The sequence below is a fragment of the Thauera sp. 2A1 genome, assembly GCF_009469595.2.
Taxonomy (GTDB): Bacteria; Pseudomonadota; Gammaproteobacteria; order Burkholderiales; family Rhodocyclaceae; genus Thauera.
In genome coordinates this window covers 1-18,656 of the sequence record NZ_SSXV01000039.1, presented here as the reverse complement: position 1 = coordinate 18,656, position 18,656 = coordinate 1, and the positions used below count along the sequence as shown (strand labels likewise).

Below are 18,656 nucleotides of genomic sequence, written 5' to 3'. Positions count from 1 at the left end.
CGAACACCTGACCCGAGAGCGGGTTCATGCCCATGCAGCGCGACACGATCTGCGCGAGCCCATCGATCGACTTCCTCATGTCCACCGCCTCGCTATAGACGTGGGCGCGGATCGCCGAGGACAGGATCACGGCAGCCGCGCCAGCACGCGATCGAGCACCTGCCGCGCAGCCGCCCCGTGCAGGCGCAGCGTCATCGACGCGGGCAGCACGACTTCGATCTGCATCGCATCGACCTGCCCCGAGGAGGCCGCCTGCACGAGCGCGATGAAGCGGCCGCCGGCTTCGCCCACTGCCGACCCTGCCTCGGCAGCGGCCAGGCGGTTGATGCGGTGCCGGAACGTCGACAGCGCCAGGCCGGTAGCCTGGCAATACTGCGGAATGCTCAAGCCTTGCCGGCGCCGCTGCTGCTCATGCGAGCACCAGAATGCATCGTCGCGGTGTATCCGCCGCTGAACGGCCACCTCGTCACGGTGCTGAGCCGGTGGTTCTTCCAGCGCCATCAGTCTGTCCTGCTCCATCATCGTCGCTCTCCAGAAGTGAGTTCGGGAGCCACAACGATCGGCGATTCAGCGCTGACCGGGAACTACGGGGTTGCTCGGACGGTTACAACCCAACATGAGGATCCGGCACCGCATGGTCCGGCTCAATCCCGAACTGGCTGACGCAGCACTCGACAAGGCAGTGTGGCGACGCTCCCGCCGTGACTATCGGCATGTCTGGCAGCAGTGCGCTGCCGGTGCGCGCGCCTAGCGCGTGTGCAGATCTTCGACCGTGCTGCGCGTGCGTGGCTGATCCAGCAGCAGCCCAAGAAGCTTCTCGCGCTGCCGCGCGTCGAGAATGTCCCGTTCGGCGATGAGCTGGTCGATGATCATGCGCTGCTGCGCCTGCTGCAATTCGGCGATCGAGGCGCGTTCGGATTCGATGCGTCGGGGATCGAGCGTGTCGGCGAAGAGCGCCTGGACGAGGGCGGTGCGATGGCTCTCGAGCCGGGCGCTGGCGCTGTCGAACTGCTGCAGGAAGGGGCGCTCGGCTGCTTCCCAGCGTGCGCGCTGCGCTTCGTCCAGCACCAGGATCTGATGCAGCGGGGGCTTGGGGGCGGGCGAGGCGCTCGGCCGGACGCGTTCGAGCACCACCGCGGCGATGACGCCGAGATTGAGCGCGACCGACAGCAGCAGGGCAAGGCGAAGGCTCCTGGGTTTCATTGTGCGCTCCGAATCGGGCCGCAGGCGTCGGCGCGGGGACAGAGGTTTCCGGGGGGGACAGCGTCGAACAGGCTCATGGCGGCAAGGGTGACGTTCGCCGATGGCGGCGATGGTTGCGATGGCGAATCCACCACCTGCAGCAACATGCCGCCCAGCCACACACCCATCACGAGTGCAGCGGCGGCCCCCGCATAGGGCGACAAGGCGAGCGGGAAAGCCGTCAGCGGACGGAAAAGCGACCGCAAACGCGCCCGCCATCCCCTGTGCCGCGACGCCTGCACCCGCGGTTCAGCCGCGGCCTGCAAGCGCTCAACGACCCGTGCGCCGAAATCGACCTGAAGCGATACGGCGGGCAGCGCAAGGAAGGCGTCATGCAGAGCCCTGAACTCGGCCAGCCGGGCTGCGCAGTGCGGACAACGGGCGCTGTGGGTGAGCACTTCCGCGCGCGCTTCGGCGGGCAAGGCGTCGTCCACCAGGGCCGATAGCGCCTCGTCGGGGGGGCAGGTGCTATTCATGAGTGACTCCCGCATGCGGGTGGAAATGTTCAAGGAGCGCTGCGCGGGCGCGCGCGAGACGCGACTTCACCGTGCCCTCGGCAATGCCCAGCACGCGGGCAAGCTCTCCATAGGCGAGTCCCTCGACCTCGCGCAGCAGCAGGATCTCGCGGTGCTCGGCGGCGATCCGCCGCAGGGCGCGGTCGAGTTGCGCCTGCTGCTGGCGGCCGGCGTAGGAAGCCTCCGGCCCCGGCGCAGCGTCGGCGACGTCCATGCCGTCCTCCAGCGGAGCGAATTGCACGAGCTGCCGGCGGCGCAACTGATCGAGCGCGGCGTTGCGCGCGATCTGCAGCAGCCAGGTGGAAAAGCTCGCCTCCGGACGCCAGTCGGGCAAGGCCTGCCACGCCTTGACGAAGACGTCCTGCGTCAGATCCGTCGCTTCGTCGCGGGCATCGAGCATGCGCAGGACGAAGCGGAACACGCGGTCCTGGTGGCGGCGCACGAGCGCGGCGAACGCAGCCATGTCGCCCGCCTGGGCGCGGGCGACATCGTCGACATCGAGCGCCGGAAGCGCTTCACTCATGCCGGCGGCGAGGTTGTCGTTGCCATGCGCGCTGACTCATCGATCGGCTCAGTGCCCCGTCTTCAAGCCCTTCCAGCCGGGGTGATCGAAGTGCGCGGCGTAATCGTCAAGGGTGCGCGCAAGGTGGACGACGCCCTCTTCCCGTTGGGTGCCACCCGCGCGTCCGCCGATCACATCGACGCCCTGGCCGATCTCGGCAATGATCGCGTGCAGCACCTGGTCTGCTTCGGGCTGGAGCTTGCAGTTCTTCACGATGTAGCCGACCTGCCCTTCGATGCGCTGGGCAAGGGCGCCATATTGCGCATTGTCGAAACGACCTGAATGCACTTCAGGCATTGCCTTCGCGAGCAAGTTGCGGATCGCCTCCATCCCTTGGCGCAGCGCAGCGTCGGTCTGCCACTTGGCGCCATGATCGAGCTTCAGCACTGCGGGGTGCGCATCGTGCTGATGGGTGTCGGCGGCGAATGCCGTGGGCGTCATGAAAACGCTGCCGAGGATGGCAAAGGCGCCGATGGCCAGCAGTCGGGCGGGAGCGTGGGCGTTCATATCGATGGAGTCCTTTTGTCCTGGTTGCAAGCGGGCGGTCTTGCCGTCCTGACCATTGAAACGAACGGGCATGGAAAATGTTCCCCCATTCTGCCGCTCGCGCCCTTCCTGATCGACGATACCCAGCGACTCTGCGTACGTGCAGGTGGTCGGGGGTCGGCCCGGATGCTCAGGAATAGAACGACGGCTTCGGATAATTGCCGTTGAGCGCCCAGTCGCCGAGTTCGCGCACCTTGTAGTCCACCGGGTCGTGCAGGGCATGCACACGCAGGTTGCGCCAGTAGCGGTCGAGGCGCAGCGCGGCCGTGGTCGAGCGTGCGCCGGTGACTTCGAAGATGCGGCTGGTCAGGTCGAGCCCGCCGCGCGTGGCGGTGACCTTGGCAGTTGCAACGGCCAGGGCCACTTCGCCGCGCCCGGCCTCGGTCAGGGCCAGTCCTTCGGCCCACGCGGCGTCGAAGCGTGCCGCCGCGTGATCGGCCAGCTTGCGCGTGGCTTCCAGGGTGAGCCAGAAATCGCCGTAATGGCCGAGGATGTAGGGATCCTCGCTCACCTGCGCAGCCGGCGAAGCCGGCCACAGGCGCGCCTGGGTGCGGGTGTAGCCCCGCGCCTCGGCCACCGCCCCCTCGGCGATGCCGAGGAAGATGTTCACGAAGATCAGTTGCGCCAGCAGCGGCCGCAGGCAGGCGAAGGGCGAAGAAAGCGGGCCGGGACTGGACAGGATCTCGTGCTCTGCCACTGCAACGCGCTCGAACAGGGCGCTGCCGCTGTCGGTCTGGCGCTGGCCCATGTTGTCCCAGTCCTCGAACAGGGTGATGCCCGCGCGCTTCGTCGGCAGCGCGGCGATGATCAGCTTGCCGTCGGCACTGTCCTCCACGGCCGAGGCCAGCAGCATGTCGGAGTCGAGCGCGCCGGAGCAGAAAGTCTTTCGCCCGGAGAACTCGCGCCCGCCCTGCACCCGGCTGGCGATGGTGCGCCTGTCCAGCGGGTTGAGCGCGTTGCCCCAGAACCAGTTGCGGCTCGCCGTTTCCGACAGCCACGGCTCCCACTGCGCAGGCGTGCCGAACAGCCGTACCGAGGCGAGCTGAAGGTGATGGAAGGCGAAGACGTGTGCCACCGAGCTGTCTGCGCGCGCGAGCTGGCGCACGACCCCGAGGGTGTCCGTCCAGTTCGCGCCGAGGCCGCCATATTCGATCGGGATGCTCAGCTTCAGCAGGCCGCTGCCGCGCAGCAGGTCGCGTTCGGCCTTCGGTGTGCCGCCGGCGAGATCGCGGGCGGCGGCAGTCTCTGCAAAGCGCCCGGCCAGCCTGGCTGTGATGGCAGCCGGTGAGGCGTCGAGTTGCACGCTGTCATCAACAATGTCGTGCGTGGTCAAGCTCATCGTAAGAGGTCCTCTCCGGCCGACTGGCCGGTCCAGTTGATATGAATGCGGCGTTGGCTCAGGCGCCGGCAGCCGCCAGAGCGTCGGCGGCACTGTCTCCGATCAGGCCGAAGTGCTTGAGCTGCGTGCGCAGGATGTTGCGCGAGATTCCGAGCTGGCGCGCAGTACGGACCTGGTTCTCGCGGCAGTAGTCGAAGGCGGTGGTGAAGACCAGGCTCTCGATGCGCTCGTAGAGGTCCGGTGTGTCGTCGTCGAGCAGTTGCCGCAACCCGGCGCGAATCGCCTCGAAACCGTCCGCCGGCAAGGCTGCGCCCTGCCCGCCCAACCCGGCCACGCGGCCGGGCAGGCGCAGATCGGCAGGCGTGATCACACCGTTCTGGCACACGATCAGCGCGAAATGGACGACGTTCTCGAGCTCGCGGATGTTGCCGGGCCAACTGTAATTCACCAGCTCGGTCCGGGCTTCGGCGCTCAGGCGGGGGGCCGCGATATCCAGGCGCTGCCGGTAGTACTCGATGAAATAATCGACCAGCGGCAGGATGTCGCCCGGCCGCTCATGCAGCGGCGGCAGTTCGATCGGCGCGACATTCAGGCGGTAGTAGAGGTCGAGACGGAAGTGTCCGGCCTGCACGGCCTTTTCCAGATTGACGTTGGTCGCCGCCACCAGCCGGACATCGACCGGAATCGGCTTGCGCGACCCGAGCCGCACCACCTGCCGCTCCTGCAGCACGCGCAGCAGCTTCACCTGCATCGGCAGCGGCAGGTCGCCCACTTCGTCGAGGAACAGCGTGCCGCCGTTGGCGGCCTCGAACCAGCCCGGCCGCGCCTGCTGCGCCCCGGTGAAGGCGCCCGCCTCGTGGCCGAACAGTTCGGCCTCGACCAGGTTCTCGCTGAAGGCGCCGCAATTCACGGCCACGAAGGGACCGCTGCGTCCGCTCTGGGCGTGGACATGGCGCGCGACGAGCTCCTTGCCGGTGCCGGTCTCGCCGATGATGAGCACGTTGGCCTCGCTCGGTGCGATCAGTTCGACCTGGCGCAGCAGTCTCAGCGACTTGGCGTCGTGGAAGATCAATGCCTTGGCGCGGATGGACAGCGCCGCCTGGCCGGCGTTGGGCAAGGTCAGCAGCCTTGCGGTGTTCGATTCGTTCAATTGGCTCTCTCCGCGGACGCGATCGGATTTTTTTCATGGTGCGTTGGGGCATTTCCCGCCGCCTCGCCCACCGCGAGACGGCTTGCATCGTCATGTCGAAAGCTTAGTTTGTGGGCACCGCAACATGAACGAAGGATTTCTGCTTTCCTTTCCACGTTGGCGCCAATGCGTGTCCGCTGGCAGGCCCGCAGCTTTGGCCCGGTCTCCGACCGGCCATGCGGGCGGTCACACGGGCTCTGACGATCCTCAAGGCGGCGCGCGCCGCGGCTGTGCTACCTTTCCTGCAGCGCCGTGTGCCGCCAGGAGAGAAAGCTCATGTCGAACTACGATCGTTTCTGGGATCTGCACGTACTGGCACGCGACGGACATTACGATTTCGCCAGCCAGATCCGGGAACAGGCCGAACATCAGGCCGCGAAGCAGACAGCGGACTCACTCAAGCGATTCCTGCTGAGCCCGGTGGATAGCAAGCACAAGTGCATCATCACGCCCGACGAGCTCGCTGCCGTCGATGACCTGCCTGACGGCTATGTCGCGAGCGCCATCAGCATCTCCGACCTCGAGACCGGCGCCGTCAGCGTGACCGCTCAGAATCTCGTCCGATGGATCAACGACCCCGGACGCACCGGCAAGCTTCGCGTCAATGCCCATGGCGACGGCGAGGGTGCCATCTGGATGAGCGAGCAGACCGGCGTGACCTCGTCCGTTGCCGCCGATCTGCTGATCACCTGGCTCACCCGGAACGGTCTGTCGCCCGTGGCGAACAACACACGGGTGAAATCCGTCGCGGGAAACAAGAATTCGAAGGGTCTGGTGACCATCGCGCTGGCAGCCTGCATGGGCGCTCGCTACATGACGACAGGAGCGACCCTGGGCTCGGCCAGCAGCACGGCCGCACCTTCATCGGCAGTGGCGCTGATGGTTTCGGCACTGCGCCAGGCCGGCATCACCGGCATCGAAGTGACCGGCAGCAACGAAATCGTCATGTCGGTCGACGGCAGGCTGTACCGCGACACCCAGCCCGCCCCGCAGACGCGCGGCGCTGCGGACAAGGCCTGGGAGGAAGGCCAGCAGGACGGAACCAGGCTGTGGACGATCGAGATCCCCGCCGGCTGGGATGTCAGGTCATTCCTGTTCTCCCGCGGCGGCGTCATCAACATTCCGATGGACTACGCCATCAAGGGCGTTGCGCACAACCGCGGCAGGCACCCCTCGGGAGGCTGGATCCTTACCCACCATGGCGATGGCAGCACGGTCGATGTCTCGGAAGGATGGATCGTCGACGAGGCCAGACGGACCATTTCCCCGCCGCTGGGCTGGCACGTGAAGTCGCATGGAAGCGGCAGGGGCGGAACCCTGATCGCGACCAGTCCGGGACATGCGGAACCGCTGGCACACTCTCCGTTCAAGATCCGCGAGATCTCCTGACCCGTCGGCAGAGATCGCGCTCAGATATCGCATCCCGCCAGGCGATTCAGCGTGAAGCGGGTGTGATGCCGGATCCGCGCCAGGGCGCCGTGGCGGCCGCGCTGCGAATTCGCCTGGCTCGAGATGGCCCCCAGGGGGACGTCGTCATGCACACGCTGCATGGCGACCAGCAGGTCGAGGCCGAACGGCCAGGGACCGTAGCCGGATTCGGTGTTGATGTGTCCGGCATCGCCGACGTCCATCAACCGACTGCCCCAGCGCTCGGCCCAGAATGCCGCGCTGTCGAACTTCACCCAGGGATCGTTGCGACTCGCGACCACGATGCTGGGACACTCCAGCGGCGTGTCGGGCAGCCAGGCCGCCACCGAGCTGCCTTCGTCGGCCATTTCGCGCAGGCCGAAGGGACCGAAGCGCTGCGGATCGGCAGGTGCGACGAGCAGCGCCCCCGCCACCTTCTCTGGCCGATCGGCAGCCGCCACCACGCTGGCAAGACAGCCATAGCTGTGCGCCACCAGAAACACCGCATGCGGCGCGGCATCGATTTCGTCGCGCACCGCACCCGCCCAGCGCGCGAGGACCGGCTGCTCCCAGTCGATGCCGCGCACCCGCTGCGCGCCGGCCAGCCGATGTTCGATCCAGGTCTGCCAGTGCAGCGGACCGCTGCCGTGAAAGCCGGGGACGATCAGGGTCGTGTGCTGCACGTCAGCCTCGCTCAGAGCGTGGCGATGGACACTTCGGTCGATTTCACCAGCGCAACGACGTCCGAGCCGGGCTTGAGCCCGAGTTCGTCCACCGAGCGCGTGGTGATGACCGAAGTCACGATGCCCGACGACGTCTGCACGTCGACTTCGCTGACGACGTCGCCGCGGATGATTTCCTTCACCTTGCCGCGAAACTGGTTGCGTACGTTGATGGCCTGGATGGTCATGATCACGATCCTCCGTTCGGGGTCTGTGGGTTACTTGGCGTAGATCTGGTCGAACACCCCGCCGTCGCCGAAGTGCGTCTTCTGCACCTTCTGCCAGCCACCGAGCTCGTCGATGGTGAAGGTCTTCACCTTCGGGAAGCGGGCCACATCCTTGGGATCGGCAAGTTCGGGCTTGATCGGCCGGTAGTAGTGGCGCGCGGCGATCGTCTGGCCGACCGGCGAATACAGGTATTCGAGGTAGGCCTGGGCGACCTTCTCGGTGCCGCGCTTCTTCGCCACGCCGTCGACCACGGTGACCGGGGGCTCGGCGAGGATCGTCACCGAGGGCACGACGATCTCGAACTTGTCGGGGCCGAGCTCGTTCACCGACAGGAAGGCTTCGTTCTCCCACGCCAGCAGCACGTCGCCGATGCCGCGCTGCACGAAGGTGTTGGTCGCGCCGCGGGCACCCGAATCGAGCACCGGCACGTGCTTCAGCAGTTCGCCGACGAACTCGCGCGCCTTGGCCTCGCTGCCACCCGGCTGCTTGAGCGCGTAGCCCCAGGCCGCAAGGTAATTCCAGCGCGCGCCGCCCGAGGTCTTCGGGTTCGGCGTGATGACGTCGACCCCGGGCTTGACCAGGTCGCCCCAGTCCTTGATGCCTTTGGGATTGCCCTTGCGCACCAGGAAGACGATGGTGGAGGTGTAGGGCGAGCTGTTGTTCGCCAGCCGTTTCTGCCAGTCGGCGGGGATCTTCTTGCCGATCTGGGCGACCTCGTCGATGTCGTAGGCCAGCGCGAGCGTGACGACGTCGGCTTCCAGCCCGTCGATCACCGCACGCGCCTGCTTGCCCGAGCCGCCGTGGGACTGCTTGATGGTGACGTCCTCGCCCGTCTTGCCCTTCCAGTACTTGGCGAATTCGGGGTTGAAGTCCTGATACAGCTCGCGCGTCGGATCGTAGGACACGTTGAGTAGCGTGGTGGCCGCCTGGGCGCTGCCGACGAGGCCGGCAGCAAGGGCGAAGGCCAGCAGGGTGCGGCGGGTGGCGTTGAAACGCATGACGTTCTCTCCAGAGTCGTTGGTTGATGGCGAAAATCTATCGCGCCAGCCGAATCCACCGAACCAAGAAAAAACGCATTGCTTATTCGATTTCGCCACAGGCCTTCGGTTCCCGAAGCCGTTTGCGCTATCGTTCGGCCTCCAGCAAGAAACGCCCGGAGCCGCACGCATGGCCAGCACGCCGAAATTCCGCCCTTCCGTTCCCCTCGCCTTCAGGACCGCCGCGCTCGCCGTCGCGCTGTCGGGCTGTGCTGCCACGCTGCCGGCCGTGGCGGCGGAGCTGAAGATCGGCCTGTCATCGGAAGTGACGACGCTGGATCCGCACTTCTTCAACAGCGGCCCGAACATCGCCTTCCACCACCATCTTTACGACACGCTGGTCGACGTCGACCCCGAGGGCAGGTTGATCCCGGCGCTGGCCGAGTCGTGGAGGGCGATCGACGACACCACCTGGGAATTCAAGCTGCGCCGCGGCGTGAAATTCCACGACGGCAGCGAGATGACCGCCGACGACGTGCTCTACTCGCTCGACCGACCGGCGCAGATCACCGCCAGCCCCGGCCCCTTCACCAGCTACACCAAGCCCATCGTCGCCAGGCAGGCGGTGGACCGCTACACCGTGCGGCTGAAGACGACGAGCGCCTACGGCCCGCTGCCGCTCGACCTGATCTCGATCTTCATCGTGTCGAAGAAGGCCGCGGCCAAGGCCACGCAGGAGCAGTTCAACAGCGGCGCTGCGGCGATCGGCACCGGCCCCTTCAAGCTGGTGAATTTCCGCAAGGGCGAGAGCATCGAGATCGCGCGCAACGACGCCTTCTGGGGACCGAAGCCGGAATGGGACAAGGTGCAGTTCAAGGTGCTCGCCAGCGACGCACCACGCCTGGCCGCATTGCTAGCCGGCGACGTGGATCTGATCGAGGCGGTGCCGCCGGCCGATCTGGCAAAGCTGAAGGGCAACCCCAAGGTCGGGCTGGCGCAACACACCACCTGGCGCACCCTCTTCTGGCAGCTCGACCAGTTCCGTGACGTCTCGCCTTTCGTCACCGACAAGGCCGGCAAGCCGTTGGCGAAGAATCCGCTGAAGGACGTGCGCGTGCGCCAGGCGATCTCCAAGGCGATCAACCGCCAGGCGCTGGTCGAACGCACGCTGGAAGGGCTGGCGCAGCCGGCCTCCAACCTGAACTCGCCGGGCATTTTCGGTTACAACGCCGAGCTGAAGGTCGAAGCCTACGATCCGCAGGGTGCGAAGAAGCTGCTCGCCGACGCCGGCTACCCCGACGGCTTCGGCCTCACCCTGCACGGCCCCAACAACCGCTACATCAACGACGAGCAGGTGGTGCAGACCGTTGCCCAGTTCCTCAACCGCGTCGGCATCCAGGCCAAGGTGGAGACGCAGCCGCTGTCGGTGTATTTCGGCAAGGCGCGCGCCAGCGACTACAGCATGGCGATGCTGGGCTGGGGCTCGCTGGCGAGCGACTTCACGCTGCGCTCCATCGTCGGCACGCCCAACCCGGACACCGGCTGGGGCACCTGGAACTGGGGCAAGTACAGCAATCCGGCGGTGGACAAGCTGGTGCAGCAGGCGCTCGGCTCGGTCGACGCCACCAAGCGCGAGGATTTTGCGCGGCAGGCGGTGAAGGCCGCGATGAGCGACTACGCGGTCATCCCGTCGCACCATCAGATCGCCACGTGGGCGCTGCGCAAGGGCTTGAATTACAAGGGCCGCATCGACGAATTTACCTACGCGTACGAAGTGCACAGCGTAAGGTGATGGCGACCGTGTAGCTGTCCTCCCCGATCAATCCAACCGGAGCCCGACCCGTGCGATGCCTCACCCCCATCCTGCTCTCCCTCGCCCTCGCCCTGCCGCTGCTCGCCCCCGCGGCATCGGCCGCCGATGCCGACCTTCAGCGCTGGATCGACGGCCCGCAGCGCGCCGAGAGGAACCGCGCGCGAGACCCCGCCCGCAAACCGGCCGAAACGCTGGCCTTCTTCGACCTGCGCCCCGATCAGACGGTCCTGGAGGTGTGGCCCAGCGTCGGCGCGTGGTGGTTCGAGATCCTCGCGCCCTACCTGCGCGACAAGGGCCATTACATTGGCGCGCTCCATGCCGGCCCGCACAACCCACCGGCGGCAAAGGCCGAGCATGAGGTGATCGAAGGCCGCATCGCGAGCCAGCCGGCGCTGTACGGCAAGGTGGAGATCGCGCACACGCCAGGCCTGCTCGACACGGTGAAGCCGAACTCGGTCGACCTGCTGCTGACCTTCCAGAACCTGCACAACTGGATCACCGACGGCAACGCCGACGAGCATCTGCGCGAGTTTCACACGGTGCTGAAGCCGGGCGGCGTGCTGGGCATCGTCGATCATCGCGCGCGCAACGACCGGCCCCGCGACGAGCAGCTGAAAGCCGGCTACCTGCGCGAGGACGAAACCATCGCGCTGTTCGAGCAGCACGGCTTCAAGCTCGTCGCCCGCTCCGAAATCGCCGCCAACCCGCGCGACACGAAGGACTACCCGCAGGGCGTGTGGACGCTTCCGCCCAGCCTGCGCATGAAGGATGTGGACCGCGCGCGCTACGTCGCCATCGGCGAGAGCGACAAGTTCACGCTGAAGTTCGTCAAGGTGGCCGCGCCCTGAGGCAGTGCAGGCGACGGCCAGCCGATCAGACGGCAGCGATGCCTTCGATTTCGACCAGCAGGCCGTCCATGGACAGCCGCTCGATGCCGACCAGCGTCAGCGCGGGCGGCTTCTCCGCACTGAAATAGGCTGCGCGGATGTCGCGGATCTTCGGCGTCTGCGCCGGCTGCAGGCCGACGATGTAGACATTGACTTTCACCAGGTCGTGCATCGTCGCGCCCTGCGCGCGCAGCGCGATGTCGAGGTTGTCGAGCGTGCCCTTGAGCTGGGCTTCGAGATCGCCCGGGTTGCGCACCCTGCCGTCACGGTCGCAGTCGATCTGGCCGGCGATGAACACCAGCCGCTTGGCGCCCTCGACCGAGAAGGTCTGGCTGAAGGCCTTGCCGACGAAGAGTTCTGGGGGGTTGATGACCGTGGTTTCCATGTGTCGCTCCTCCGTGACGTGTCGCAGAAATTGTCAGGTCGCAATTGTTCCATGGACGGTGTTCGCTCCGCCAACCGGCGACGATCGTCCAAACGGCGTCCGGCTGCTATCCTTGGGCGCAGTTTCGACCTTCGAATGCTGCGCGGCGTGGCCTCACTACGCTTCGATCCCGCTTCCAATGCCCCTCTTCATCCTCCGACGCATCCTCCAGTCCTTCAATGTGCTGTTCGTCATGTCGCTGCTGGTGTTCGCCGGCGTGTATGCGATCGGCAACCCGCTGGATCTGCTCGTCGATCCGAACGCCACGGCTGACGACACGGCGCGCGCCGCTGCATCGCTCGGCCTCGACCAGCCGCTGTGGGTGCAGTACGGCCGCTTCCTCGGCAACGCGCTGCAGGGCGATCTGGGGAATTCCTTCATCCACGGCGTGCCGGCGCTCGGGCTGATCGTCGAGCGGCTGCCAGCGACGCTGGAACTCGCCGTCGTCGCGATGCTGATCGCGGTGCTGCTGGGCATTCCACTGGGGCTGTGGGCCGGGCTGAAGCCGGATTCATGGTCGGGGCGCGCGATCATGGCCGGCTCCATCCTCGGCTTTTCGCTGCCCACCTTCTGGGTGGGGCTGATGCTGATCATGGTGTTCGCGGTGCAGCTCGGCTGGCTGCCGGCGAGCGGGCGTGGCCCGACCGTCGACGTGCTCGGCGTGTCGATCTCGCTGCTGACGGCGGATGGCTGGCGCCACCTGCTGCTGCCGGCGGCCAACCTGGCGCTGTTCAAGCTGTCGCTGATCATCCGCCTCACCCGCAGCGGCACGCGCGAGGCGCTGCTGCAGGACTACGTGAAGTTCGCCCGTGCCAAGGGGCTGTCGAACGCGCGCGTGGTGGGTGTGCATGTGCTGAAGAACATCCTGATCCCGATCGTCACCGTGGTCGGGCTGGAGTTCGGATCGCTGATCGCCTTCTCGGTGGTCACCGAATCCATCTTCGCCTGGCCGGGCATGGGCAAGCTGCTGCTCGATTCCATCACCCAGCTCGACCGCCCGGTGGTGGTGGCCTACCTGCTGCTGGTGGTCACGCTGTACGTGGTGATCAACCTGGCGGTCGACCTGCTGTATGCGGCGCTCGATCCGCGGGTGCGGCTGGCCGGAGCAAGGGCATGAGCGAGACGTCGCCCCCGCCGGCCGCCTCCCCTGCCGATTCCGAAGTCGAGCGCCCGCTGCGCCGCCTGGCGCGAATGTATGCCGAGAGCCGCGTCGCGCTGTTCGGCCTCGCGCTGCTGCTGGTCATCGTGCTGGCGGCGCTGCTCGCGCCCTGGCTGGCACCGCAGAACCCCTACGACCTGATGCAGCTCGACATGCTCGACGGCCGCCTGCCGCCGGGCAGCGCGAGTGGTGACGGGCGGCTCACCTACCTGCTCGGCACCGACGAGCAGGGCCGCGACATGCTGTCGGCCATCCTCTATGGGCTGCGCATCAGCGTCGGCGTCGGCGTGGTGGCGACGCTGATGGCGCTGGCCATCGGCATGGCGCTGGGGCTGGCGGCGGGCTATTTCGGCGGGCGCTTCGACGCCGTCCTGATGCGCATCGCCGACATCCAGCTGTCCTTCCCGTCCATCCTGGTGGCGATGATCCTGCTGGCGCTGTTCGGCCAGGGCATCGACAAGATCGTCATCGCGCTGGTGGCGGCGCAGTGGGCCTACTACGCACGCACAACGCGCAGCGCCGCGCTGGTCGAGGGGCGCAAGGAATACATCGAGGCGGCGCGCCTGCTCGGGTTGTCGACGCCGCGCATCCTGTTCCGCCACCTGCTGCCCAACTGCCTGCCGCCGCTGATCGTGGTCGCCGCGCTGCAGGTGGCCGCGGCGATCGCCCTGGAGGCGACGCTGTCCTTCCTCGGCCTCGGCCTGCCGGTGACTGAACCCTCGCTCGGGCTGCTGATCGCCAACGGCTTCCAGTACCTCTATTCCGGCCGCTACTGGATCAGCGTTTTCCCCGGCGTGGCGCTGCTGCTGCTGATCCTCGCGATCAACCTCGTCGCCGACCAGTTGCGCGACGTGCTCAACCCGAGGCTGCAATCGCAATGAACGCGCAACGCGAGCCCACCCTGGTCGTGGGCCGCCTCACCACCCGCTTCGCCGGCCTCGGCGGCGCGGTGACGGCGGTCGATGAGGTCAGCTTCAACGTCGCGCCCGGCGAGGTGCTGGGCCTGGTGGGCGAATCCGGTTCGGGCAAGTCAATGACGGGCTTTTCCATCCTCGGCCTGGTCGATCCGCCGGGCGAGATCACCGGCGGCAGCATCCGCCTCAAGGGTCGCGAGCTGCGTGGCCTGCCGGCGCGCGAATGGCGCGCGCTACGGGGCGATCGCATCGCGATGATCTTCCAGGATCCGATGATGACGCTGAATCCGGTGCTGCGCATCGACACACAGATGATCGAGACGGTGCGCGCGCACCGTCGCGTCAGCCGCGATGCCGCGCGCGAGATGGCGCGCGACGCACTCGCCCGTGTCGGCATCCCGTCGCCGGACGAGCGCCTGCGCGCCTATCCGCACCAGCTCTCCGGCGGCATGCGCCAGCGGGTGGCGATCGCCATCGCGCTGCTGAATGCGCCCGATCTCATCATCGCCGACGAGCCCACCACCGCGCTCGACGTCACCATCCAGGCGCAGATCCTGTTCGAGATGCAGACCCTGTGCCGCGAATCCGGCACCGCGCTGATCTGGATCACGCACGACCTCGCCGTGGTCGCCGGCCTCGCGGACCGGGTATGCGTGATGTACGCCGGCCGGATCGTCGAACAGGGCAGCACGGCGCAGGTGCTGGAAACGCCCGCCCACCCCTATACCCGCGGACTGCTCGACTCCACGCCGGCGGCGAACGTGCAGCCGGACAAAGCCGGACGCCCGCAGCCGCTGCGCCAGATCCCCGGCATGGCGCCCTCTTTGAAGGAACTTCCCGCAGGCTGCGCCTTCCGCCCGCGCTGCACGCGCGCCAGCACGCTCTGCGAACAGACTCCGCCAGAGGTGGAACTGGCGCGCGGCCATGTCGCGCGCTGCTTCCATCCGCTGTCGGCTGCGGAAGGGTTGAAATCGTGAGCGCACCTCAACCGGCTCGAACTGCCGCACTGCAGGAAGCCCCTGCCCAGGCACCGGCGAACGGGTCGACCATCGCCCCGCTGCTGGAGCTGAAAGCCATCCGCAAGACCTTCGGTGCCCAACCCGACTGGGTCGAACGCCTCGGCCAACGCCTGGGATGGCTGCAACCCGCCGCAATGGTGCAGGCGCTGGACGGCGTCGACCTCTCCATCGCGCGCGGCGAAGTCGTCGGCCTGGTGGGCGAATCCGGCTGTGGCAAATCCACCCTGGGCCGCATCGCCGTCGGCCTGCACGCACCGAGCAGCGGCCGGCGCCTGTGGCGCGGTACCGACCTCGACGCACTGCCCGAAGCCGAACGCCGCCGCGCCGGCCTGGGCATCCAGATGATCTTCCAGGACCCGTACGCGTCGCTGAACCCGCGCCTGCGCGTGCGCGACCTGCTGGCCGAGGCGCCGCGCGTGCATGGCCTGATCGACCGAACTCAACAAGCAGAATTCGTCGCCGCCCTGCTGCGCCAGGTCGGCCTCGACCCGGCCGTGGCCGACCGCTTTCCGCACCAGTTCTCCGGCGGCCAGCGCGCCCGCATCGGCATCGCCCGCGCGCTCGCGGTGAAGCCCGAGTTCCTCGTCTGCGACGAAGCCGTCGCCGCCCTCGACGTGTCCATCCAGGCCCAGGTGCTGAACCTCTTCATGCGGCTGCGCGAAGAACTTGGCCTCACCTACCTCTTCATCAGCCACGACCTCGGCGTTGTGCGTCACCTGTCCGACCGCGTGGCGATCATGTACCTTGGTCGCATCGTCGAAAGCGCCCCCAGCGCCGAGATCTTCAGCCGCCCCGCCCACCCCTACACCCAGGGCCTGCTCGCCGAGGCGCCAACCCTGAAGGTGGAAAAGAAGCGCTTCCTCGCGATCCAGGGCGAACTCCCCTCCCCACTCGCCCCACCGCGCGGCTGCCATTTTCATCCACGATGTCCGCACGCGTTCGAGCGCTGCCGGCTCGAGGCGCCATATCTGCAGGAAATCGCGCCTGGGCACGTGTCAGCGTGTCATTTGAATGGCGCTTGATTGGTGCCCGTCGCTCAGGCGCGTCAGCGGGTCGCTTTCACGGATGCTTATGCTCTGCCTCCCCTATGTCTGACCCATCGTGAGAGCGCGAGGTAAGCCCCCGGCGAACCCGCCTTCCCCCAGCCGCTTAGCCCCTTGAAGATCGTGTCCACTAATTTTCGATGGTGGACACGATGGATGTGGTCATTCCGCGCCGAGGCCGGCGCACGCACAGCGAAGCATTCAAGCGCTCGGTGGTCTCGGCATGTTGTGAGGCGGGCGTCTCGGTGGCCGGCGTGGCCCTGGCCAACGGCCTGAACGCCAATCAGGTCCATCGCTGGATGCGCGAGCGCGGCATCGCGCCACCGAGCCGGCGCAAGCCTGGCAGCGCAGAGCTCACCGCGTTGGCTGAGCCGGGCTTTATGCCGGTGCAGTTCGCCACCGCCGTCGAGGCGCCGGTGATCCGAGTTGAAGCGCAACATGGCAATGCACGTGTGAAGGTCGAATGGCCGCTCCAGGCGGCCGATGCGTGCGGGGCGTGGCTGCGCGAGTGGCTTGCATGATCCGCATTGAGGCCCTGTGGCTGTCGGTCGCGCCCCTGGACATGCGCGCGGGCATGGACACGCTGCTCGCGCAGGTGGTACGCGTGTTCGGTGAAGCACAGCCCCATCACGCCTATCTCTTCAGCAACCGGCGCGGCACGCGCCTGAAGGTGCTGATCCATGACGGTTTCGGGGTGTGGCTCGCGTGCCGGCGCTTGAATCAGGGGCGGTTTCACTGGACCGAGGGCCAGGGCAGTGTCGCCCTCACCCGGGCGCAGTTCGATGCGCTGGTGCTCGGGCTGCCGTGGCAGCGGCTCGGCGATGGCGGGGTGATCCGGACACTCTGAGCGGACGCCATCGGCGGATGCCCCGATGGTGCGGCAAGGCGTGCCCGGGCATGATCCGCCCATGCCGCTGCCCGCCGACCTCGACCAACTGGACGCCGACACCTTGCGCCGCCTGCTCATCGAGCAGGAGCGCGAGCTCGTGTGGCGTCAGACCAAGATCGAGCGGCTCACGCATGAGCTGGCGCTGCACAAGCGTCATCGTTTCGGCGTGAAGGCCGAGCGCCTGTCGAGCGAGCAGGTGCAGCTCTTCGAGGAAACCGCCGAGGCCGACCTGGCGGCGATGAGCGAAGAGCTCGAGCAGCTCCAGCCCGGTGCCGGCACATCGACGCCCAAGGGGCAGGCCCGGCGCAAGCCGCTGCCGCCCGAGCTGCCGCGCACCGAGATCCGTCACGAACCTGATTCGACCACGTGCGCCTGCGGCTGCCAGATGCGCCGCATCGGCGAGGACGTCGCCGAGAAGCTCGACTACACCCCGGGCCGCTTTACCGTCGAGCGCCACATCCGGGGCAAGTGGGCGTGTGCGGCGTGCGAGACCCTGGTGCAGGCAACCGTGCCGGCACACATCATCGACAAAGGCATCCCGACCGCCGGGCTGCTCGCCCAAGTGCTGGTGGCCAAATACCAGGACCATCTGCCGCTCTACCGCCAGGAAGGCATCTTCGGTCGGGCTGGACTGGCGATTCCGCAATCGACGCTGGCCCAGTGGGTGGGCACAAGCGGCGTGCATCTGCAGCCGCTGGTCGATGCACTCAAGGCCGACTTGCTGGCGCACCCCGTGCTGCACGCGGATGAGACCCCGGTGGCGATGCTCGACCCGGGTGCGGGCAAGACGCACCGCGCCTACCTGTGGTCCTACAGCGTTGGCGCGTTCGATCCGATCAAGGCCGTGGTCTACGACTTCGCCGACAGCCGCGCGGGCCGCCATGCCCAGGCGTTTCTGGGGGAGTGGCGCGGCACGTTGATCTGCGACGACTACGCCGGCTACAAGGCGCTAATCGCGCTGGGCGTGAAGGAAGCCGGCTGCATGGCGCACGCGCGGCGCAAGTTCTTCGATCTTGCCAATCAGGGGCAGAGCCAGATCGCCAGCGAGGCGCTCGAGGCCATCGGCCAACTCTACGGTGTCGAACGCGAAGCGCTCGAACTCGACATCGACGCCCGGCTGCGCTTACGGGAAGCGAAGGCCCGTCCCCTCCTCGAACGCCTGCATGCGTGGCTGCTCGCGCGACGCACCCAGGTTCCCAACGGCTCGGGCATCGCCCGCGCCATCGATTACAGCCTCAAACGCTGGGCGGCGCTCACGCACTACGTGGGCGACGGTCGCGTCCCCATCGACAACAACTGGATCGAGAACCAGATCCGGCCGATTGCGCTCGGGCGCAAGAACTGGCTGTTCGCGGGGAGCCTGCGGGCGGGCCAGCGTGCCGCTGCGATCATGAGCCTGATCCAATCCGCACGCCTCAACGGCCACGAGCCCTTCGCGTATCTGAAGGATGTGCTCGAACGGTTGCCGACCCAGCCCTACAGCCGGATTGGGGAGTTGCTGCCGCATCGCTGGCAGCCGGCCGTCCGCGCCTGAGCGAAACGGCAAGACGGGTTCGCCGGGTGCTTACAGCGCGAGCACTTCGGCACCACTTCACATGACATCGTCCTCGCGGTCGCCCGATTCAATCGATCTACATGTTTTTTTGACGCGTTGACGCACGAACGCCCGAGACCAGGAGTGGTCTCGGGCGTTGAGTGATGGGGTTAGTCTGACGATGACCTACTTTCACGAGGGCGGACCTCACTATCATCGGCGCGGTCTTGTTTCACGGTCCTGTTCG

General features: G+C 67.2%; 22 protein-coding genes. 10 read left to right on the top strand and 12 right to left on the bottom strand.

Going from position 1 to position 18,656, the window contains the following annotated elements; translation table 11 throughout:
- The 8 genes from tnpB (GH664_RS23950) to GH664_RS21660 all read right to left on the bottom strand — a co-directional run.
- On the bottom strand, positions 1-130 hold a 130-nt coding region (gene tnpB, locus GH664_RS23950; RefSeq protein WP_194270462.1), incomplete at its 3' end, for an IS66 family insertion sequence element accessory protein TnpB.
- Positions 127-522, bottom strand: a complete 396-nt coding sequence (locus GH664_RS21690; RefSeq protein WP_153170200.1) for a hypothetical protein — start codon at positions 520-522, stop codon at positions 127-129. The genes tnpB (GH664_RS23950) and GH664_RS21690, both read right to left, overlap by 4 nt.
- A gap of 225 nt (positions 523-747) precedes the next feature.
- Positions 748-1,203 (bottom strand): periplasmic heavy metal sensor, encoded by a 456-nt coding sequence (locus tag GH664_RS21685; protein WP_153170199.1) that lies wholly within the window; start codon positions 1,201-1,203, stop codon positions 748-750.
- On the bottom strand, positions 1,200-1,718 hold the full coding sequence (locus GH664_RS21680) for an anti-sigma factor (RefSeq protein ID WP_228111663.1): 519 nt from the start codon (positions 1,716-1,718) through the stop codon (positions 1,200-1,202). The genes GH664_RS21685 and GH664_RS21680 overlap by 4 nt, the downstream gene beginning before the upstream one ends.
- On the bottom strand, positions 1,711-2,280 hold the full coding sequence (locus tag GH664_RS21675) for an RNA polymerase sigma factor (RefSeq protein ID WP_153170198.1): 570 nt from the start codon (positions 2,278-2,280) through the stop codon (positions 1,711-1,713). Before GH664_RS21675 ends, GH664_RS21680 begins: the two co-directional genes overlap by 8 nt.
- Before the next feature lie 48 nt (positions 2,281-2,328).
- A complete protein-coding gene (locus GH664_RS21670; RefSeq protein ID WP_228111662.1) occupies positions 2,329-2,898 on the bottom strand; it encodes a hypothetical protein in 570 nt (189 codons plus the stop codon).
- 97 nt (positions 2,899-2,995) lie between these two features.
- Positions 2,996-4,204: an acyl-CoA dehydrogenase family protein gene (locus GH664_RS21665; protein ID WP_153170197.1), complete on the bottom strand. Its 1,209-nt coding sequence runs from the start codon at positions 4,202-4,204 to the stop codon at positions 2,996-2,998.
- 58 nt (positions 4,205-4,262) lie between these two features.
- Positions 4,263-5,354 (bottom strand): sigma-54-dependent Fis family transcriptional regulator, encoded by a 1,092-nt coding sequence (locus GH664_RS21660; RefSeq protein ID WP_153170196.1) that lies wholly within the window; start codon positions 5,352-5,354, stop codon positions 4,263-4,265.
- Positions 5,355-5,669: 315 nt separating this feature from the next.
- On the opposite strand from GH664_RS21660, the gene GH664_RS21655 reads away from it, so the two are divergent.
- On the top strand, positions 5,670-6,782 hold the full coding sequence (locus GH664_RS21655; protein ID WP_153170195.1) for a hypothetical protein: 1,113 nt from the start codon (positions 5,670-5,672) through the stop codon (positions 6,780-6,782).
- Between the two features lie 20 nt (positions 6,783-6,802).
- Here GH664_RS21655 and GH664_RS21650 read toward each other — a convergent pair whose 3' ends face one another.
- From GH664_RS21650 to GH664_RS21640, 3 genes are read right to left on the bottom strand one after another with little or no spacing between them, the layout of a single operon-like run.
- On the bottom strand, positions 6,803-7,483 hold the full coding sequence (locus tag GH664_RS21650) for an alpha/beta hydrolase (RefSeq protein WP_153170194.1): 681 nt from the start codon (positions 7,481-7,483) through the stop codon (positions 6,803-6,805).
- Positions 7,484-7,494: 11 nt separating this feature from the next.
- The gene (locus GH664_RS21645) at positions 7,495-7,710 is read right to left on the bottom strand and encodes a molybdopterin-binding protein (protein WP_153170193.1); all 216 of its coding nucleotides are present in this window, start codon (positions 7,708-7,710) and stop codon (positions 7,495-7,497) included.
- Between the two features lie 30 nt (positions 7,711-7,740).
- The gene (locus GH664_RS21640; RefSeq protein WP_153170192.1) at positions 7,741-8,748 is read right to left on the bottom strand and encodes a sulfate ABC transporter substrate-binding protein; all 1,008 of its coding nucleotides are present in this window, start codon (positions 8,746-8,748) and stop codon (positions 7,741-7,743) included.
- A 169-nt stretch (positions 8,749-8,917) separates the two neighbouring features.
- Between GH664_RS21640 and GH664_RS21635 the strand changes: the two genes are divergently transcribed.
- A complete protein-coding gene (locus tag GH664_RS21635; protein ID WP_153170191.1) occupies positions 8,918-10,519 on the top strand; it encodes an ABC transporter substrate-binding protein in 1,602 nt (533 codons plus the stop codon).
- A 50-nt stretch (positions 10,520-10,569) separates the two neighbouring features.
- Positions 10,570-11,388 carry a class I SAM-dependent methyltransferase gene (locus GH664_RS21630; RefSeq protein ID WP_228111661.1) on the top strand — a complete coding sequence of 273 codons (819 nt, stop codon included), beginning with the start codon at positions 10,570-10,572 and terminating at the stop codon, positions 11,386-11,388.
- Positions 11,389-11,413: 25 nt separating this feature from the next.
- Here GH664_RS21630 and GH664_RS21625 read toward each other — a convergent pair whose 3' ends face one another.
- Complete coding sequence (locus GH664_RS21625) at positions 11,414-11,812, bottom strand: RidA family protein (protein ID WP_153170189.1); 399 nt, start codon at positions 11,810-11,812, stop codon at positions 11,414-11,416.
- A gap of 178 nt (positions 11,813-11,990) precedes the next feature.
- Between GH664_RS21625 and GH664_RS21620 the strand changes: the two genes are divergently transcribed.
- The 7 genes from GH664_RS21620 (at position 11,991) to GH664_RS21590 (ending at position 18,409) form a co-directional block, all read left to right on the top strand.
- On the top strand, positions 11,991-12,968 hold the full coding sequence (locus GH664_RS21620; protein WP_153170188.1) for an ABC transporter permease: 978 nt from the start codon (positions 11,991-11,993) through the stop codon (positions 12,966-12,968).
- Positions 12,965-13,891 carry an ABC transporter permease gene (locus GH664_RS21615; RefSeq protein ID WP_153170187.1) on the top strand — a complete coding sequence of 309 codons (927 nt, stop codon included), beginning with the start codon at positions 12,965-12,967 and terminating at the stop codon, positions 13,889-13,891. Before GH664_RS21620 ends, GH664_RS21615 begins: the two co-directional genes overlap by 4 nt.
- Entirely contained in the window at positions 13,888-14,901 is a 1,014-nt protein-coding gene (locus tag GH664_RS21610) for an ABC transporter ATP-binding protein (protein WP_153170186.1), read from the top strand. Before GH664_RS21615 ends, GH664_RS21610 begins: the two co-directional genes overlap by 4 nt.
- Positions 14,898-15,965: an ABC transporter ATP-binding protein gene (locus GH664_RS21605; RefSeq protein WP_228111660.1), complete on the top strand. Its 1,068-nt coding sequence runs from the start codon at positions 14,898-14,900 to the stop codon at positions 15,963-15,965. Before GH664_RS21610 ends, GH664_RS21605 begins: the two co-directional genes overlap by 4 nt.
- Before the next feature lie 161 nt (positions 15,966-16,126).
- Positions 16,127-16,507, top strand: coding sequence for a transposase (locus GH664_RS21600; RefSeq protein ID WP_256219479.1), 381 nt, complete (start codon positions 16,127-16,129; stop codon positions 16,505-16,507).
- On the top strand, positions 16,504-16,833 hold the full coding sequence (gene tnpB, locus GH664_RS21595) for an IS66 family insertion sequence element accessory protein TnpB (RefSeq protein WP_194270461.1): 330 nt from the start codon (positions 16,504-16,506) through the stop codon (positions 16,831-16,833). Before GH664_RS21600 ends, tnpB (GH664_RS21595) begins: the two co-directional genes overlap by 4 nt.
- Positions 16,834-16,894: 61 nt before the next feature.
- Entirely contained in the window at positions 16,895-18,409 is a 1,515-nt protein-coding gene (locus GH664_RS21590; RefSeq protein WP_153170184.1) for an IS66 family transposase, read from the top strand.
- Positions 18,410-18,656: the final 247 nt, after the last annotated feature.

What these genes read in the sequence shown, in the direction of transcription:
- GH664_RS21640 (WP_153170192.1), bottom strand. Translation starts at nt 8,748, where the DNA reads ATGCGTTTCAACGCCACCCGCCGCACCCTGCTGGCCTTCGCCCTTGCT.
- GH664_RS21655 (WP_153170195.1), top strand. Translation starts at nt 5,670, where the DNA reads ATGTCGAACTACGATCGTTTCTGGGATCTGCACGTACTGGCACGCGAC.
- GH664_RS21690 (WP_153170200.1), bottom strand. Translation starts at nt 522, where the DNA reads ATGATGGAGCAGGACAGACTGATGGCGCTGGAAGAACCACCGGCTCAG.
- GH664_RS21620 (WP_153170188.1), top strand. Translation starts at nt 11,991, where the DNA reads ATGCCCCTCTTCATCCTCCGACGCATCCTCCAGTCCTTCAATGTGCTG.
- GH664_RS21635 (WP_153170191.1), top strand. Translation starts at nt 8,918, where the DNA reads ATGGCCAGCACGCCGAAATTCCGCCCTTCCGTTCCCCTCGCCTTCAGG.
- GH664_RS21670 (WP_228111662.1), bottom strand. Translation starts at nt 2,898, where the DNA reads ATGCCCGTTCGTTTCAATGGTCAGGACGGCAAGACCGCCCGCTTGCAA.
- GH664_RS21665 (WP_153170197.1), bottom strand. Translation starts at nt 4,204, where the DNA reads ATGAGCTTGACCACGCACGACATTGTTGATGACAGCGTGCAACTCGAC.
- GH664_RS21590 (WP_153170184.1), top strand. Translation starts at nt 16,895, where the DNA reads ATGCCGCTGCCCGCCGACCTCGACCAACTGGACGCCGACACCTTGCGC.
- tnpB (WP_194270461.1), top strand. Translation starts at nt 16,504, where the DNA reads ATGATCCGCATTGAGGCCCTGTGGCTGTCGGTCGCGCCCCTGGACATG.
- GH664_RS21680 (WP_228111663.1), bottom strand. Translation starts at nt 1,718, where the DNA reads ATGAATAGCACCTGCCCCCCCGACGAGGCGCTATCGGCCCTGGTGGAC.
- GH664_RS21675 (WP_153170198.1), bottom strand. Translation starts at nt 2,280, where the DNA reads ATGAGTGAAGCGCTTCCGGCGCTCGATGTCGACGATGTCGCCCGCGCC.
- GH664_RS21685 (WP_153170199.1), bottom strand. Translation starts at nt 1,203, where the DNA reads ATGAAACCCAGGAGCCTTCGCCTTGCCCTGCTGCTGTCGGTCGCGCTC.
- GH664_RS21610 (WP_153170186.1), top strand. Translation starts at nt 13,888, where the DNA reads ATGAACGCGCAACGCGAGCCCACCCTGGTCGTGGGCCGCCTCACCACC.
- GH664_RS21645 (WP_153170193.1), bottom strand. Translation starts at nt 7,710, where the DNA reads ATGACCATCCAGGCCATCAACGTACGCAACCAGTTTCGCGGCAAGGTG.
- GH664_RS21600 (WP_256219479.1), top strand. Translation starts at nt 16,127, where the DNA reads ATGGTGGACACGATGGATGTGGTCATTCCGCGCCGAGGCCGGCGCACG.
- GH664_RS21615 (WP_153170187.1), top strand. Translation starts at nt 12,965, where the DNA reads ATGAGCGAGACGTCGCCCCCGCCGGCCGCCTCCCCTGCCGATTCCGAA.
- GH664_RS21625 (WP_153170189.1), bottom strand. Translation starts at nt 11,812, where the DNA reads ATGGAAACCACGGTCATCAACCCCCCAGAACTCTTCGTCGGCAAGGCC.